Origin of the sequence: Flavobacterium hydrocarbonoxydans (assembly GCF_009789235.1) — a bacterium.
Classification (GTDB): Bacteria; Bacteroidota; Bacteroidia; order Flavobacteriales; family Flavobacteriaceae; genus Flavobacterium; species Flavobacterium hydrocarbonoxydans.
This window is the reverse complement of sequence record NZ_WSTB01000007.1, coordinates 102,016-118,996: the sequence shown is the minus strand read 5'-3', so window position 1 is coordinate 118,996 and position 16,981 is coordinate 102,016. Positions and strand designations below refer to the sequence as shown.

The window sequence follows — 16,981 nt, the reverse complement described above, 5'->3', positions numbered from 1 at the left end:
AATTGCATTCGTTATTCTTTTAGAAGAATTTGAATAGTGTTTTTTTAGATAAAGAAAACACTGAGGAATAAATTTTCAGGTTGAGGTTAATTCAAATAAAAAGCACTCTAAGGTGGTATTAGAGTGCTTTTTTTATTAAGGGCAAAAGGGAATTAATTCTTATAAGTATTCTCCGTGTTGAGAAATATCTAATCCTAATTCTTCTTTTTCTTCAGTAACTCTTAGAGGAGTAATTTTATTTACAACAAAGAATAAAATGTATGAACCTACAAAAGCAAAGATTGAAACCAATACTAATGCTTTTAATTGAGTTAAGAATAAAGTAGCATCACCAAAAATTAATCCTTGGTTTTCTCCCACAATAGAGTTAACAGAATTAGATGCAAAAACTCCAGTTAATAACATTCCTACCATACCACCAACACCGTGACAGGCAAAAACATCCAGAGCATCATCAATTTTTCCTTTAGGGAATTTACTAACCACAAGGTTACTGATAACACTTGCAATAACACCAATTGCTAAAGCGTGAGGGATACTTACAAAACCAGCAGCTGGCGTGATCGCAACTAGACCAACAACAGCACCAATACAAGCACCCATTGCAGATAATTTGTGACCTAAAATTTTGTCAAGGAAAACCCAAGCCATCGCTGCAGAAGCGGCTGCAATAGTTGTAGTTCCTAAAGCTTGTGCTGCAAGACTTCCAGCTCCAACTGCAGAACCTGCATTGAATCCGAACCATCCAAACCATAATAAACCTGTACCTAATAATACATACGTAATTCTGGCAGGATTTACTTTTTGAACTTTACGTTTTCCTAAGAAGATAGCTCCGGCTAATGCAGCCCAACCAGCACTCATGTGTACTACTGTTCCTCCTGCGAAATCAAGAACTCCCCATCCGAAGAACAATCCATCAGGATGCCATGTCATGTGACATAATGGAGCGTAAATAAATAATATGAATAAAACCATGAATAATAAATAAGCCCAGAAACGTACACGCTCTGCAAAAGCTCCTGTTATTAAAGCGGGTGTAATAATCGCAAATTTTGCCTGAAACAATGCAAAAAGAATAAACGGAATCGTTGGGGCTAATTCCCAAGCGGTATTTGCGCTTACTCCCTGAAAGAAAATATTTGAAGTAGGGTCTCCAATGAATCCACCTATTGATGGTCCAAAGCATAATCCGAATGCAACAACTACCCATAGAACAGTAACAATTACCATTGCCATAAAACTTTGTAACATTGTACTAATTACGTTTTTCTTACCTACCATACCACCGTAGAAGAAACCTAAACCAGGTGTCATTAATAATACAAAAGCAGTTGCAACAACCATCCATGCAGTATCTCCGGTGTCAAGTTTTAATTCGACAACGTGAGCGCCTAGGGTTTTAGATTCGGTAACAAATGAAATAGAAAAAATAGATAGTAACAGAATTGTGATTAGTATCACACTTAAAATAATTTTTCGCATAGTTATTTAGTTTTAAATTTTTGATAAAAGTATAAAATCATTCGACACCCCTATAAAAAATAGTGTCTTATGTTTAATTTTTGTTAATTTTTCAATTTGACCCCCTCTATTTTGAATGTATTTCTTAAAACAAGGTTAAATTTTGTGTTTTGTTAATGTGTTTTTTTCTTCAACAATTAAATTTATATGAATTTTCCTTTTTATTTCTGTTAACTTTCTACTTAATCTTTTAATTAGAGGGTAAAAACGCCTCTCTTTTTTTAAAGTATGATGTATATTTGATGATTTTAACATTTTTTGTAATTAAAATATAAATTTAGAAATGAATAAAATTAAATGGGGCATTGTAGGTCTTGGAAATATCGCCCACCAATTCGCTGCAGATTTACTACTTATAAAGGATGCTGAATTGGCGGCGGTTGCTTCCAGAGACATTAATAAAGCAAATGATTTTGCTGAAAAGTACAATTGTGACAAAGCGTATGATTCTTATGAAACTCTTTTTGCAGATAATGAAATAGATATTGTATATATCGCGACTCCTCATAATTCACACGCTGAATTGTCTATTCAGGCATTACAAAACAACAAACATGTTTTATGCGAAAAACCCATGGCACTATCCTATAATGATGCCTCTCGTATGATTGAAGCTTCAAAAAAATACAACAAATTTTTTATGGAAGCTTTCTGGACCCGTTTTATTCCCTCAGTTCAGGATGTTTTGATGAAAGTTGAAAATGGAGAAATTGGCGCATTAAATTACATAAAAGCCGATTTTGCTTTTATAGGAAATGAAACAGAAGGAAGCCGGTTATTTAGTAAAAATAATGGAGGAGGTGCTTTATTTGATATTGGAGTTTATCCATTATTTCTGTCTTATCTATTGCTCGGAATTCCGAAAGAAATAATTTCAAAAGCTATTTTTCATAAAAACGGTATTGATCTACAAACTTCCATGATTTTACAATATGAGAATGCGCAGGCTGTTTTACACGCTTCAATAGTTTCAGAATCTGATATGAAAGCTATCATTGGCGGAACTCAGGGCCGAATCGAACTTAACGCTCCGTGGTTTGTGGCTGACGGATATTCTATTATTAAAGATGAAAAATATACTCCTTTTAGTTTTCCAAATTTAGGAAAAGGCTATTCGTATGAAGCTATCGAATGTCATAACTGCATTAGAAACAACCAAATAGAAAGTAAACTTTGGTCACATCAAAATAGTCTGGAATTGAGTAAAATTGTAGAAACCGTTAAAAACCAAGTAGGTTTAGAATTTCTTTAAAAAAATATTTTCTAAAATTGTAGTAAATTTTTTATAAATAAATATTTTTTCATTAGATTTAAACTTTTAATGAAAGAAAATTATGCTAATTAAAGTTTACGGAAGTGCCGTTTTTGGAGTAGAAGCAACGACCATTACTGTCGAAGTTCACATGGATAAAGGGATAGGCTATCATTTAGTAGGATTGCCTGATAGTGCTATAAAAGAAAGTAGTTTCCGGATTGCGGCTGCCTTAAAAAACAACGGATTAAGTTTACCCGGAAAAAGAATCACAATCAATATGGCGCCCGCCGATTTACGTAAAGAAGGTTCTGCCTACGATTTACCGTTGGCAATTGGTATTTTGGTCGCTTCAGATCAGATAAAAGCGCCTGATGTCGATCAGTATATAATTATGGGAGAGCTTTCTTTAGATGGGAGTTTGCAATCCATAAATGGTGCTTTGCCTATTGCCATAAAAGCCAAAGAAGAAGGTTATAAAGGGTTCTTTTTGCCCAAAGTAAATGTAAAAGAAGCGGCGATTGTGGCCGGACTTGATGTTTATGGAGTCGAAAATCTTCAGGAAGTAATTGATTTTTTTGCCGGAAAAGGAACACTGGAACCTACGACAATTGATACACGGGCAGAGTTTTATCAAACCTTGGATTTTCCGGAATTTGATTTTTCTGATGTCCGTGGACAGGAAAGTATCAAGCGATGTATGGAAATTGCGGCTTCCGGTGGACACAATATTATTTTGATAGGACCTCCCGGAGCCGGAAAAACCATGTTGGCCAAAAGATTGCCTAGTATTTTGCCTCCAATGACTTTGCGTGAGGCATTAGAAACTACCAAAATTCATAGCGTAGCCGGAAAACTTAAAGAAGTAGGTTTAATGAATCAAAGGCCGTTTCGCAGTCCGCATCATACTATTTCGAACGTGGCGCTTGTTGGGGGAGGAAGTTATCCGCAGCCTGGCGAAATTTCGATGGCACACAATGGTGTTTTGTTTCTGGATGAATTGCCGGAATTTAAACGTGATGTTTTAGAGGTCATGCGTCAGCCGCTGGAAGACCGTGAAGTCACGATTTCGCGTGCTAAGTTTACCGTTACTTATCCATCATCTTTTATGCTGGTGGCGAGTATGAACCCAAGTCCGAGTGGTTTTTTTAACGATCCGAGTACGCCTAATACTTCTTCGCCACACGAAATGCAGCGTTACCTGAGCAAAATTTCCGGACCATTATTAGACCGAATCGATATTCATATCGAAGTTACACCAGTTCCTTTCGAAAAATTATCGGATGATCGAAAAGCCGAAAGCAGTGTAGAAATTAGAAAACGTGTTACCAAAGCCCGTGAATTACAATCGGCTCGTTTTGAAGCATTACCTAATATTCATTATAATGCACAAATGAATACCAAACAAATCCGTGAGTTTTGTGTTCTTGATGATGCCTCTAAAGAATTATTGAAAAATGCCATGGAACGCCTTAATCTTTCGGCAAGGGCTTACGACCGAATCCTGAAAGTTGCCAGAACGATTGCCGATTTAGATGCTTCGCCACAAATTGTTTCGCTGCATATTTCCGAAGCGATTCAGTACCGAAGTTTGGATCGTGATGGGTGGCTGGGGTAGAATTAGTGATTTTAGAGTTTAGATTTTAGATTTTAGATTTTTTGGAATTTGGAATTTGGAGTTTGGAATTTTTGGAGTTTGGAATTTTTGGAATTTATTTTTTAGAATTTCTTTATCGTTTCTTATGAAAATGAAACGTTATAAATAGCCCCGATGGAAACGGTATCTCCCGATTTAGAAAAACAAGGCTTTTTTGCCGTAGTTTTTGTTAATCGGGAATATAGTGTACAGCGGGACTGGTCTTCTGTAGTAACGGATACTTCTGCTCCTAAAAACCTAAAAAGTGTTTTTTTTTTGGAATTTGGAATTTTTCACCAATTTCAGAGTTGGAATTTAAAGACTTATTCCTCTACAAATTCCAAAATATCCCCTGGCTGGCAATCCAGTACTTTGCAAATGGCTTCTAAAGTGCTGAATCGTACTGCTTTTGCCTTTCCGGTTTTTAAGATCGAAAGGTTTGATAGGGTGAGATCGACTTTTTCAGAAAGTTCGTTGAGCGACATTTTTCTTTTGGCCATCATGACATCGAGATTTACAATTATGGGCATGGCTTATATGGTTAGTTCGTTTTCAGACTGAATTTCGATTCCTCTTTTAAAAATCTGTGCGATTACAAAAAGGGTAATACTCATGAAGAACCAGACATCGGCTCCGGCCAAACGTAAGACTTGTATTTGAGGCATTTCGACGCCCAGACTGATGAGCCATGCGGAGTATTTTGCTCCCCAAGACGAAAATAAACCAATACCCAGAGTGAGGTAGGCAACACTAAAGACAAAACGGACCACATCTTTTGTAAAGGGCTGTAGCATATTGAGCTTTTTATCGTGCAGAATTTTAATAATCAGATAAAAAATAAGGGCTTTCATGATGGCTGTAATGCTCATGAAGAAAGTCATGACCAAAAAATGACCTGCATCATAATGATAAACACTTGTCAAATCAAATTCTGCCCAAAATTTATGGGTTGGAATTGGGTCGGTCATCATGATATAAATGGCATTGCATATAAAACCTCCCGCTTCGAAGCAAACACCAAAAAAGATGATATACGAAAGGATGAGTAAAAAATTTAGAATCTGTTGGGTACTAATTTTAATTTCCATGTTTACAAAGTTTAAAAATTACATTGCAAATATATAAATATTTATTGATAAACAATAAATATTTTTCTTTTAGCAATTAATTTTTATTGGTAACAGGATTTAAAATTTTAAAAATACTTTGAAAGACTGAGCTTTTAAACAGCTTCCGGAACTTTACTTCAAAACCCCTTTTACTTTATCTTCGGATATTTTTTTGATCTGGCTGCCACTTTTAAAACTCCAGATAACCAGTAAATTACCTTTTACAAAATATTCTTCAGGATGTTCAACAGAGGGTTTTTTAGTATTTCCCCACAATAAACCTTCGAGGAAACCTTCTCCTTTAAATTTATATTCAAATTCAAAATACATAATGGTACCGCTTGCGTTTTTACTTTCAAACTGCTGTACGTCTTTATTTTTTACTTTTCCCACATATGGGCTGTACATCGCGACTTGTTTGTAAAAGTTGCAGGCCTGAAACGAAATGCAATTTTCGCTGTCTGTCAGGATATAGGATTTAGGTATTTCTTTAGGTTTAAGTTTTAAATCAGCAAGAGTCTGGCTGAATACATTGGCTGAAAGAAATAAAAAGAAGACTAATTTGAAAATGTTTTTTCTCATGTGGTATTTTTTAGGGTAGTATATTCGTTTATCCTCTAAATTTATTTCGGACAATAATATCTTTAAGTTTGGCTTTTAAATCTTCGCCCGTATCGTAAACCATTTGTTCATTATTAGGGAACGGAACTGCACGTCTATTAAAGTAGTCTGTATAATTATCCTCCCAGGCACCTCTGTCTCCTTTGTAAGTCGAATATACATTCTCAAAGACATATTCGCTCGTTACCGGAAACGATTGCAGTAATTGATTTGTTCTGCTATCTAAATAATCAACTTTTGCCGTTATCTGACACGATTTAAATTGTCTGAATTCATATATTTTAGCACGAAGTGTTCTGAATTTATCCACCTTTATCTCCTTGCCTAAACTATCTTTAACAGGTTTTCCACGGCTGTCCAAAAGCGTTTTTACGCCATCTTTCACCTGTTTTTCCCTGATAAATTCCTTTTCCTTAATTTGTTCAGGCGAAATATTTATGGCTCTAAAATTGATTGCCAGACTGTAATCGTAAATAATGCTTTTTTGTTTTGCACTATGGTAAACCGTCCATTTATCATTTAATCCGTAGGTTTTAAAATCCAGAAAATCGTCCTGAAGCTGCTTCGGAATAACCATATTGGTTTCATTTTGGGCATACACATTTACAAAGTCGGTTCCTTTATATTGCGCATCATCCATCAGTTTTTTTACATTCTTGTAGCCGGGATTGATACTTTCCAAATAAGCAAAATCATCGTAAGCTTTTCTAAAATCAAGTTTGTTCTTAGATTTTAAAAGTGCCGAAGCATTTTCATATAAATATTTAGACAAAGCATTTTTGGCGCTCACAAGCTCATTAGAATAGCTGTCAAACGGGAAATAAGCATTTTTTCCCTGTTTCAATAACGGCAATGGCAATAAAGGTCTTATTTTTTCCTGACGGTTATTCAGCTGCAGATACGTATTGTAAATGCGTTCTGCATTGGCAGGATTTCCTTCTTTTACCAAAAGCTCAAGATTGCGTAAATCCCGCTCTTTTGCCTTCGCAAAAGCCTCTTCCAGCAAATACACATAATCCTGTTTTCCTTTCGAATCTTTATTGTTTCGTAACGACTCGACAGCGCGGTCTATGGCGCCATCATAATTCCCGTCGCTTATCAGTGCCTGGGTCGTTTTTACACCGCAGGAAGAAAATATTAAAAAAAATATAGAGAAGAGTAGGGTAATTTTTTTCATCCTGGAAACAATTGTTTTGAAGCTGTAAATATATTCGTTTTGAATGAATTCAGACAAAATATATTTGAAATTTAAGGAGCAGAAAGTATTCGTTTTCATAACCACCACCCGTCCCGCTGTACACTAAATTCCCGATTAACAAAAACTACGGCTAAAAAGCCTTGTTTTTCTAAATCGGGAGATACCGTTTCCATCGGGGCTAGCTTAGAAACTTTTATTTTATCAATTGACTTTAGTCAAAAATTATAGAATCAAATATACCTTAACCACCACTGTTTATTATGGGTTTTATAATTTCCAAACCACACACACGGTTTATAAAGAACAGCTACAACAGCAATCCAGATTACATAAATTGCCCAAAGAGGCAACCCGCTTTCGATGTCTTTTGACCTCCCAAAAGTGCCCGATGCAAATTCTAATTGTGACCAGCTAAAACCCTGTACAAAAAGCACTAAAAGCGTGATGGTGTGTATCAGATAAAAATGAATAACAAAATAAAACAGCGGTACTTTGCCATAAACAGCGGTAACTTTTTTAATGGTTTCATTAAATTGCTCAGCAAATGCAAGCAGTAGAAACAAAATTCCTAATGTTACCAAACAAAACAGTAGCGACGGCGGATATTTGGTTACATTCATAAAAGACAAAAAAGTAAATACGGCATCTTTTTGTGTCGCCCATAAAACAGGATCGCCATAAATATTGATAAACCGAATGACAATAAATAATAACAAAGCACCCAATCCGATGGTGAGAAATGTTTTTTTTCTAGCCGTAATTTCGGTTGCAAAAAAACGTCCTGAAGCAAAACCAATCAGCATAATCCCAAGCCACGGAATAGGAGGATAGCCCATCACAAAAACTTTCCCCGCAAAAAGCGGAAAGGCAGCCGGACTAAAGAAAGGCGTCAAAATAGCCTTAAAAACTGAATTTTCTGCAAAAGGAATAACAGGCAGCAAATTATGGCAAAAAAGAATCACTAAACCTGTGATACCTAAAGTTTTGGCAGGTGTTTTAAGCAGTAATCCTAAAATAATAAACCCGAAACCTATTGCGGCTATCACTTCAAATAAAAGAGTATGAAAACCAATATCGAAGAATAAACCAAAGTTGACAACCGTAAATTCCAGGAAGATCAGCCAAAAACCTCTTTTTACTAAATGACTTTTTACTTCGGCAATATTGTTTTTATTTTTTAACGAAAGAAAAACGGAGGTTCCTGCCAGAAAAACAAAAATAGGAGCACACAAATGTGTAATCCATCGGGTAAAAAATAAGAGCGGTGTAGTGGTGGCTAAATCAGTAGGACTTTGCGTTATGGCATCAACGTGCATCAAATCACGCACATGGTCCAAAGCCATAATAATCATTACAATTCCTCGAACAATATCAATTGAATTTTCTCTTTTCATTTTCTTGGGGATAAAAAGGTTAAAACAGATTATAAATAAATCACCATTATGTAGTTTTAGGACAACTTAGGCTGGCTCCCATAATTCAATTTTATTGCCTTCGGGATCCAGTATATGAACAAATTTTCCGTAATCGTAACTCGCAATACTGTCGAGTACAGTAACGCCGTTTTCTTTAAGTTTGGCTACAAGTCCTTCTATATTCTGAACCTGATAGTTAATCATAAACTCTTTTTTAGAAGGAGAAAAATACGCATCTCCTTTCTGGAAAGGGCTCCATTGCAGGGTATCAATTTTTTCAGGATTATTCAGGTTTCTGGATTCAAAACTAGAACCATAATCATTGGTTTCCAATCCTAAGTTCGCACTATACCATTCTCTGGTTTCTTTCGGATTGTCTGAAAAAAAGAAAATACCGCCAATTCCAGTTACCTTTGGAGTAACGTCAGCAGCTGAAGTTGTCTGGTTTTTTTGGTCTTCCATATTGCAGTTTTTTTAGTGCATCAAAAGTCTGTCTAAAGTAATAAATAATCTAATTGGAATTATAGTTAACCAGTTTTACTATTTAAGGTTGTGTTTCTTCCTGAATTTATTTATTATCATTATTGCCGCAACTAACAAAAATATAAATACTAATTAAAAAGTTAATCTGTCTGTTTTAGATCACTCTGCTTTAATAAAGTTCCAAAAACTAATTTTTCTTCGGGTAACAAAACCAAGTTTTTCATAAAGATGTATGGCACCTGTGTTTGTTTCCGCAACGTGCAGATAAGGTATTTTGTTTTGTAGAAAAATTTGATTTGCGGTATGCGAAACTAACCTTTTTGCAAGTCCCTGACCCGTGTATTCAGGATGTGTCACGACTGCACTAACTTCTGTAAAAGTATCCATTTTCATTCTTTCGCCAGTTACCGCTACCAGCATATCGTTTTTAAAGATTCCATAATACTGCCCCAGTTCAGATGTTTTGTTTTTAAAATAGCCCGGCTGAACCAAATTAACCAATTCAAACAATTCCTTCTGGTGTTCGCTTTGCAAAGCAACAATTTCCTCATCAGTATCCATAACGATTGTGGTATCAAGTACCATTTGGTTACAGACTAATTCTTTATTCAGAAGTAATGAATTATTAAATTTAGGGAGGTTTCCAACTATGTAGAAATTAGAAATGGAATTCGAATATTGTTTAAGAGCATTTGCAGTTTCATCCATAACGGTAAAACCCCCAAAAGGACAATAGTCAGGTTGGTAGAATTGCACATCCTCAAATACGATGGCTTTGTCTTTGTGCGTTTCATTTAAAGAAAACCATACTGGGTTATCTAATTTATTACGTTCGGTTGTCATAATATTTTGTTAGGTCTCTTATCACTTACTAGGGTTTTGTACCTCACGAATATAACCAAAAATTATAATTGAGAGTCAGAAAAAAGGCGGCTGATGAAGTACTGGAAAATCAAATTTCTCAATCTAGTCAAAAGAGAGGTATTAGATTTTTTTATGAAAACCATTTATAGGAAATCGTATGAGGTAGGTATGTAGAGCGGTTCCATTCAACAGGAGCTTCATTGTTCGTGCTACGCACACAACGAAACTCTAGCTGTTACACCCAGTGGTTATTTATCCGTTTCGCTTTTCCATTCGTGTTCAATGTTTGTCATCAGCAATGCGTTATCAAAAGTCACCGAACCATTGGGAAAAATTTCTTTGTTTTCAAAAAAGCTTGATTTCACTTTCGAAACGTTAAGTGGTCTAACTTCCCATTTATATGCTTTCAATCTTAATCCGTCAAATTTATTTTTGTTTGGTGAATATCCAAGATCGCCATTTTCAAAAAAATCCGAAGCGTTATTTAATGTTTCAAAAATTGACTTGTCGCTAAATATTTTTGTTTCAGTCGCGTCAATTAATATTTCGGTTTCGTCTGAGCTCTTAAAGTCGATATGATAATTTCCGTTTTTTTCTGCTACATTAAATTTTGCATAATAGTGTTTACCTGGAAATACTCGTCCGCCAACAACTGTGTTTAATTTTAAAGAAGTGTCTCTTCGTGGAATATAAACGCCTGATTTTGTCTCGCCGTTTTCGTCCCATTCAACCGCGATTCTGTGAGCGCCATTTTCAGAGTTTACGCCAAGAAAATCAGGAAATCCTTTGGGTTTTATGTTTTTTAGTCTGATTAAGCAAATTCCAACTATAGCTTTGTCTTTGTATAATTTTGGTCTAAAAGGAAAGGGAATAATTTTCTCCACCGATTTTGGATCCGCCGTGAAGTTGATTAAAATTCTTCTGTCGATATATCCGTGTATTGTTGGGATTTTCATTGGCGTGTCGGTTTTTCTAACATTTGCTATAACGGTTTGGAGCTTTGCGTTCAGTCAGGATTTCTTGCACAAAAAATCAGCTTTGCACTACGGTCAAATTTATAACAAAAAAATTGAAGTTTTTATATCAGCCCACCTGATGCAAAAAACCTTTTTAGCGGTAGGTATTTTCTACAACCCCATTTCATTTCTTGTCTTTTTTGTAAGTTTTGCAACTGTCAAATTATAAGAAGTGTCAAGTAATTCAAAAAGTATTTTGTCAGGAATAGACTTGTCCATTAAAAGTTTACTCCAATGTTTGTTACTAAAATATGTATGATTTGTTACTGCATCAAATTTTGAACGCAAATTGTCAATTGTGTCTGGGTCATGTTTAATACTGAAACTCTCAAACGTATTTACATCAGTTGCAGTAAACATTTTGTCTACAACTTTAAATACTAAAATATTTGGCAAACTTGGAAAAGGAAAACTTTCTGTTGCTTGCTTTTTTGAAAGGCAGTATTTTCTATATTTTTCAATGTCCATAATAGATTATGAATTTTAAAAGAAACCTGTCATTTTAATAAGTTTTCCATTTTTAAACATTCCAAAACTAACTCCATTGCCAACAATTTCATTTTCGCTGTTTATCATATTCCAATGTGTCAAACTTTGGTCGTGGTGAACCGTAAAGTTTGTTGTAGCAAATTTCACGCCCACAAAACCTTGTTGAAACTGCCCCATATAATGCGATAGATTGTCAATGCCAACAGCTACCATATTGGGGTCAGTATAAACACAGTCATTGTCAATAATAGTTGTTAATATTTCTTTTCGTGCTTTTTCATTTGAGTTACTCCAACACGTCGTATATGTTTCCCAAATTTCCGAATGTTTATCTATCATTTTATTGCCTTTTTAAATTAAACGCGATATCTAAATCCTTGTCACTAAAGTTATGGAACTGTAACGGGTTTGAGACTAAATAAGTTCATTCTTCGGATTAACCTAACAAACCTAAAACAAAACAATTTATAAATTTAACCAAATCCCCGAATATAGCTTACTAGTGGTTAGCAACTGTTTTTTATTGTTTGCTTACGTATGATATATTTGTTATGGAATCATTTTTTGCTGCATCCCAATAGACATAAGGTTGAGCTTTTTTTATTCCTGCGAGATCTTTTTCATAATTATTCTGGTAAGTTATTAATTTTTCATTTTTGCCACCATATTCGTTAAAATTTATATTTCCAACGTATATAATTTCACCCTTATTAACTTTGAAAGGAATTGAAAAATCATTTAAATTATCATTTCTTTGGAGGATTGCAATTCCACTATTTGTAAAAAGACGTATTCCAGAAAACTCATAATCTCCTTCAGGTCTTTCTATAGCAAAAAGATAAGTAAGTCCATTATCTAATTGTCCTTTGTGCTTCATTTTTATAATCTGTTCAGGACTAAATTGAATTTCAGTTGAGTTTTTCTTTGAAACTTTTTCATCTTCAGATTTACAAATTAATCGTAAAAAATAACCATTAAATTTTGCCTTTTGTTTTGGAAATGTAATTGAACCAAAAATAAGCCCGTTTTTAGTTTCTTTTGGCTTAAAAGTCATCTGTGCACTTTGCATTGCTGGTACTGCGCAACTTTGAACTATAAATATTGAAGTTAAAATAAATAATGAGATTGATAATAGTTTAATCGTTTTGGTTTTCATGTGTGTGTTATTATTTAGTTCATTTTTTAGAATAGCCACTAACTGTAACACCATTTTTCAGGTTAATTAGTGAACGAATATCATGTATTATAATTTTCAAATATATTACTTTATTCTTACAAATAGTCAAAATGTTTTTCATTTGCTAAATGTTATTTAGTATTTAAAGAAGTATATTAAAAAACAAGCACCCTCATTTATAAACACCGTTTTCCCTTTCCGAAAAACGATAGCGCAGTCCGGATTTTTAACTTACACATTCATAAAACCCACAAAGAATTTTAAAGAAGTTCTTTCCTCATAAAGTGAACAGGCAAATCCAATTAATTTTCGAGCTCCCACATTCAGAAAACGAACAGCGTTATTTTAATTTGTTTCTCCCGCCTTTAGTAAACTCACTATGTTTTTTAGCGTTAGAGCTCCTCCGTGTAGTGAGTACGTGATGTAGTTTAGCGTTAGAGCTCCTCCGTTTAGTGAGTAAGCAATGTAGTTTAGCGTTAGACCTCCTCCGTGTAGTGAATTGCCAATGTCATTTGGCGTTAGAGCTCCTCCGTTTAGTGAGTACATGATGTAGTTTAGCGTTAGAGCTCCTCCGTTTAGTAAGTTGATGATGTCAGTTGGCGTTAGAGCACCTCCGTTTAGTAAGTAAGCAATGTAAACGGGCGTTATACCTCCTCCGTTTAGTAAACAGCCAATGTCATGAGGGTTTAGAGCTCCTCAATGTAGAAAACCGACATGGCGATTTAAAAAAACAGAAGCACCATTCCGTAATCTCTTAAAATGATTAAAAAAACAATAAACATCAGTTACGAAAGTAGTAAGCGCAGCTCATAAACTCCCCTCGCTACTTTGCAAAGTTGCCCTGTAGTTTTGAGAAGAAACCAGAGGTAGTAGAGGATTACCAAGGGTACCACGATAAACAAAGCCTCATAAGAATGAGTAAGAAGAAGCATTTCGTAAAAAGAAAAAGCAAAGCAATCACATATCCTCTTCGCATCTGCAACAACAAAAGATACTCGTTTAAAAAAAGAAATGACTAAAAAAAAATCCTCTGCAAAAAAGAAAAACAGCGACCACGCTTCACGATCAAGCCAAAAAAAAAATCTCAATTGCCTAAACAATTGAGATTCTAAAGTTGATATTCTCTTTTTTTTTATTTTAAACTGTTGCAGCAATTTCTTGTGGCAACGGAATTTGATTTTTAAGCAAATCTTCAAAAGTTTCACTCGCACGAATCAGGATGCCATGACCGTTCAACCATAAAACTTCAGCTGGTTTGTAGCGTGAGTTGTAGTTAGACGCCATAGAGAAACAGTATGCTCCTGCGTTTCTGAAAGCCAGGATATCGCCTTCGGTAATTTCCTGAATTCTACGGTTGCTGGCAAAAGTATCCGTCTCACAAATATATCCTACTACGGAGTAAAAACGCTCTTTTCCTTTAGGATTCGAGATGTTTTCGATATGGTGCTGTGAACCATAAAACATAGGACGGATCAAGTGGTTAAAACCACTGTCGATTCCTGCAAATACAGTAGAAGTCGTTTGTTTTACTACGTTTACTTTCACTAAAAAGAAACCTGCTTCGCTCACAAGGAATTTCCCCGGTTCGAAAATCAGCGTTAAATCTTTACCATATTCAGCACAGAAAGCGTTGAATCTTTTAGATAATTTTTTACCTAATTCTTCAATATCAGTTTCGATATCGTCTTTTTTATAAGGAACTTTAAAACCGCTTCCAAAATCTAAAAACTCCAGGTTTTTGAATTTCTTAGCCGTGTCAAATAATATTTCGGCAGCATAAAGGAACACTTCAATATCCAAAATATCAGAACCCGTGTGCATGTGGATCCCTACAATATTCATTTTGGTGTTCTCCACAATACGCAATAAATGCGGTAATTGGTGTACCGAAATACCAAATTTACTATCAATATGTCCTACCGAAATGTTTTCGTTTCCACCCGCCATTACGTGCGGATTAATACGAATACAAACTGGTACATTAGGATATTTTGTCCCGAATTGCTCTAATATAGAAAGGTTGTCAATATTAATCTGAACCCCCATTTGAGTCACTTCTTCTATTTCTTCTAAGGATACTCCGTTTGGTGTAAAGAAGATTTTTTCAGGTTCATAGCCAGCATGAAGTCCTAATAAAACTTCTTGAATCGATACAGTATCTAAACCAGACCCCATGTTCTTTAATAACTGAAGAATCGCAACATTCGACAAAGCCTTCATGGCATAATTAACTCTCAAATTCTCTACCTTAGAGAAAGCTTTGGTTAATCTGTTGTACTGTGATTGGATTTTTTCGGCATCATAAACATATAATGGACTTCCAAATTGGTCTGCTAACTGCAGTAAATCTTTTGCTTGCATTTGTTAAACTATTTTTGGCAAATTTATTATTCTTTTGTAGATATACAAATTTAATGAATAAAAATAACAAAATGTAACAAATTGTTTATTTTAAAAGAGTAAATTGGTTAAAATGCGATTTTTATAACAATTAAGCTTTAGGGCTCTAAGTAAATAACATTTTTGTAACAAATAGAAAGATTTACAGCATTTAATTGTTTTTTTTTAAAGTTGCTAAGCTGCTGAGGTTCTAAGCTTCTAAGTTTTTTTTTGGAATAAAAAAAAATCGCTAAGATTCCAAGCGTTTAAAAAAACCTTAGAACCTTAGCGACTTAGTACCTTAGAGCCTCTAAAAAAAACCTTAGCGACTTAGTACCTTAGAGCCTCAAAAAAAGCTACAAACTTGGTAAGTCTCCGTTTCCTTTTGTTGGTAAATTAGTAGATCCCATTAAGAACAAATCTACTTCTCTTGCTGCCTCACGGCCTTCAGAGATTGCCCAAACAATTAAGGATTGTCCTCTTCGCATATCACCAGCGGTAAAAATGTGAGGAACATTCGTTTGATAATTGGTTGCTTTGTAGTTGCTTCTAAAATCGGTTTCAAGACCCAATTGCTCGCTTAACGTTTTCTCAGGACCAGTAAATCCAAGAGCTAATAAAGCTAAATCACAAGGCCATATTTTTTCAGAACCTTCTTTTTCGATTAATTCAGGACGTTGACCAGGAGTCATTTTCCATTGTACTTCAACCGTTTTCAATCCTACTAATTCGCCTTTTTCGTTAGCCAAAAATTCTTTAGTATTGATTAACCAGTTTCTGTCACAGCCTTCTTCGTGCGAAGAAGATGTTTTCAACTGCAACGGCCAGAAAGGCCAAGGAGTAGTTTCGCTTCTTCCAACTGGTGGTTTTGGTAAAATCTCAAAGTTAGTAACCGATTTTGCTCCGTGTCTGTTTGATGTTCCTACGCAGTCAGAACCTGTATCTCCACCACCAATTACGATTACATCTTTGCCAGTTGCTAATACCTGATCAGTGATAGTTTCTCCGTATAATACTTTGGTTTGCTGTGTCAGGAAATCCATTGCCTGAACAACACCTTTGCTTTCGATTCCTTTAGTTGGTAAACTTCTTCTTTCTGTTGCTCCACCGCACAATACGATTGAATCGAAAGAATTTAATTCTTCAACACTAAAGTTTACTCCAACATTTACATTGGTTTTAAAAGTGATTCCTTCAGCTTCCAAAATAGCCACACGTCTGTCGATAATTCCTTTTTCAAGTTTGAAATTCGGAATTCCGTATCGCAATAAACCTCCAATAGCATTATCTCTTTCAAAAACAGTTACGGTGTGACCCGCTCTGTTCAATTGTTGAGCTGCTGCCAATCCAGCAGGACCTGAACCAATAACGGCTACGGTTTTTCCTGTTCTGGTTAATGGAGTTTGTGGTTTGATCCATCCTTCAGCAAAACCTCTTTCGATGATGTTTTTCTCGATGTTTTCGATTGCAACTGGTTCTTTGATGATCCCTAATACACATGATTTCTCGCATGGAGCAGGGCATAAGCGACCTGTAAATTCCGGAAAGTTGTTGGTAGATTGTAAAATCTCCAATGCACTTTGCCATTCTTCCTGATGTACCATGTCGTTAAAATCAGGAATTAAATTCCCTAACGGACAAGCACTGTGGCAGAAAGGAATTCCACAATCCATACATCTCGAACCTTGTTCTTTTATTTTATCTTTTGCTAACGGAATTGTAAATTCATTATAGTTCGCAACACGTTCTACAACGGCTATATTACTTTCGTCGGCTCTGTTATATTCTTTAAATCCGCCTATTTTACCCATGACTTTT

At 35.2% G+C, this 16,981-nt stretch carries 17 protein-coding genes; 2 read left to right on the top strand and 15 right to left on the bottom strand.

Annotated elements, in window-relative coordinates; genetic code table 11:
- Window positions 1-159 precede the first annotated feature (159 nt).
- Window positions 160-1,485, bottom strand: a complete 1,326-nt coding sequence (locus GON26_RS13710) for an ammonium transporter (RefSeq protein ID WP_160375346.1) — start codon at window positions 1,483-1,485, stop codon at window positions 160-162.
- A gap of 322 nt (window positions 1,486-1,807) precedes the next feature.
- Here GON26_RS13710 and GON26_RS13705 point away from each other — a divergent pair, with 322 nt between their 5' ends.
- The gene (locus GON26_RS13705; RefSeq protein WP_160375345.1) at window positions 1,808-2,776 is read left to right on the top strand and encodes a Gfo/Idh/MocA family protein; all 969 of its coding nucleotides are present in this window, start codon (window positions 1,808-1,810) and stop codon (window positions 2,774-2,776) included.
- Window positions 2,777-2,858: 82 nt separating this feature from the next.
- Window positions 2,859-4,394: a YifB family Mg chelatase-like AAA ATPase gene (locus tag GON26_RS13700; protein ID WP_160375344.1), complete on the top strand. Its 1,536-nt coding sequence runs from the start codon at window positions 2,859-2,861 to the stop codon at window positions 4,392-4,394.
- A gap of 341 nt (window positions 4,395-4,735) precedes the next feature.
- Here the strand turns inward: GON26_RS13700 and GON26_RS13695 are convergent, their stop codons facing one another.
- The 14 genes from GON26_RS13695 to GON26_RS13630 form a co-directional block, all read right to left on the bottom strand.
- A complete protein-coding gene (locus GON26_RS13695; protein WP_160375343.1) occupies window positions 4,736-4,942 on the bottom strand; it encodes a helix-turn-helix domain-containing protein in 207 nt (68 codons plus the stop codon).
- Between the two features lie 3 nt (window positions 4,943-4,945).
- Window positions 4,946-5,500, bottom strand: a complete 555-nt coding sequence (locus tag GON26_RS13690) for a DUF2975 domain-containing protein (protein WP_160375342.1) — start codon at window positions 5,498-5,500, stop codon at window positions 4,946-4,948.
- 153 nt (window positions 5,501-5,653) lie between these two features.
- The gene (locus GON26_RS13685) at window positions 5,654-6,103 is read right to left on the bottom strand and encodes a hypothetical protein (protein WP_160375341.1); all 450 of its coding nucleotides are present in this window, start codon (window positions 6,101-6,103) and stop codon (window positions 5,654-5,656) included.
- Between the two features lie 28 nt (window positions 6,104-6,131).
- Window positions 6,132-7,319: a hypothetical protein gene (locus tag GON26_RS13680; RefSeq protein ID WP_160375340.1), complete on the bottom strand. Its 1,188-nt coding sequence runs from the start codon at window positions 7,317-7,319 to the stop codon at window positions 6,132-6,134.
- A gap of 251 nt (window positions 7,320-7,570) precedes the next feature.
- Window positions 7,571-8,734, bottom strand: coding sequence for a DUF1624 domain-containing protein (locus GON26_RS13675; RefSeq protein ID WP_160375339.1), 1,164 nt, complete (start codon window positions 8,732-8,734; stop codon window positions 7,571-7,573).
- 66 nt (window positions 8,735-8,800) lie between these two features.
- Window positions 8,801-9,217 (bottom strand): VOC family protein, encoded by a 417-nt coding sequence (locus GON26_RS13670; protein WP_160375338.1) that lies wholly within the window; start codon window positions 9,215-9,217, stop codon window positions 8,801-8,803.
- Between the two features lie 180 nt (window positions 9,218-9,397).
- Window positions 9,398-10,081, bottom strand: coding sequence for a GNAT family N-acetyltransferase (locus tag GON26_RS13665; protein WP_160375337.1), 684 nt, complete (start codon window positions 10,079-10,081; stop codon window positions 9,398-9,400).
- 269 nt (window positions 10,082-10,350) lie between these two features.
- Complete coding sequence (locus GON26_RS13660) at window positions 10,351-11,058, bottom strand: DUF2071 domain-containing protein (RefSeq protein WP_160375336.1); 708 nt, start codon at window positions 11,056-11,058, stop codon at window positions 10,351-10,353.
- 171 nt (window positions 11,059-11,229) lie between these two features.
- Window positions 11,230-11,586, bottom strand: a complete 357-nt coding sequence (locus GON26_RS13655) for an MmcQ/YjbR family DNA-binding protein (RefSeq protein WP_160375335.1) — start codon at window positions 11,584-11,586, stop codon at window positions 11,230-11,232.
- Between the two features lie 15 nt (window positions 11,587-11,601).
- Window positions 11,602-11,946 carry a nuclear transport factor 2 family protein gene (locus GON26_RS13650; RefSeq protein WP_160375334.1) on the bottom strand — a complete coding sequence of 115 codons (345 nt, stop codon included), beginning with the start codon at window positions 11,944-11,946 and terminating at the stop codon, window positions 11,602-11,604.
- A gap of 181 nt (window positions 11,947-12,127) precedes the next feature.
- The gene (locus GON26_RS13645; RefSeq protein WP_160375333.1) at window positions 12,128-12,763 is read right to left on the bottom strand and encodes a hypothetical protein; all 636 of its coding nucleotides are present in this window, start codon (window positions 12,761-12,763) and stop codon (window positions 12,128-12,130) included.
- A 366-nt stretch (window positions 12,764-13,129) separates the two neighbouring features.
- Window positions 13,130-13,330, bottom strand: a complete 201-nt coding sequence (locus GON26_RS13640; protein WP_160375332.1) for a hypothetical protein — start codon at window positions 13,328-13,330, stop codon at window positions 13,130-13,132.
- A 591-nt stretch (window positions 13,331-13,921) separates the two neighbouring features.
- A complete protein-coding gene (gene lysA / locus GON26_RS13635; protein ID WP_160375331.1) occupies window positions 13,922-15,145 on the bottom strand; it encodes a diaminopimelate decarboxylase in 1,224 nt (407 codons plus the stop codon).
- Between the two features lie 374 nt (window positions 15,146-15,519).
- Window positions 15,520-16,974, bottom strand: coding sequence for a glutamate synthase subunit beta (locus GON26_RS13630; RefSeq protein ID WP_160375330.1), 1,455 nt, complete (start codon window positions 16,972-16,974; stop codon window positions 15,520-15,522).
- Between the last annotated feature and the right edge of the window lie 7 nt (window positions 16,975-16,981).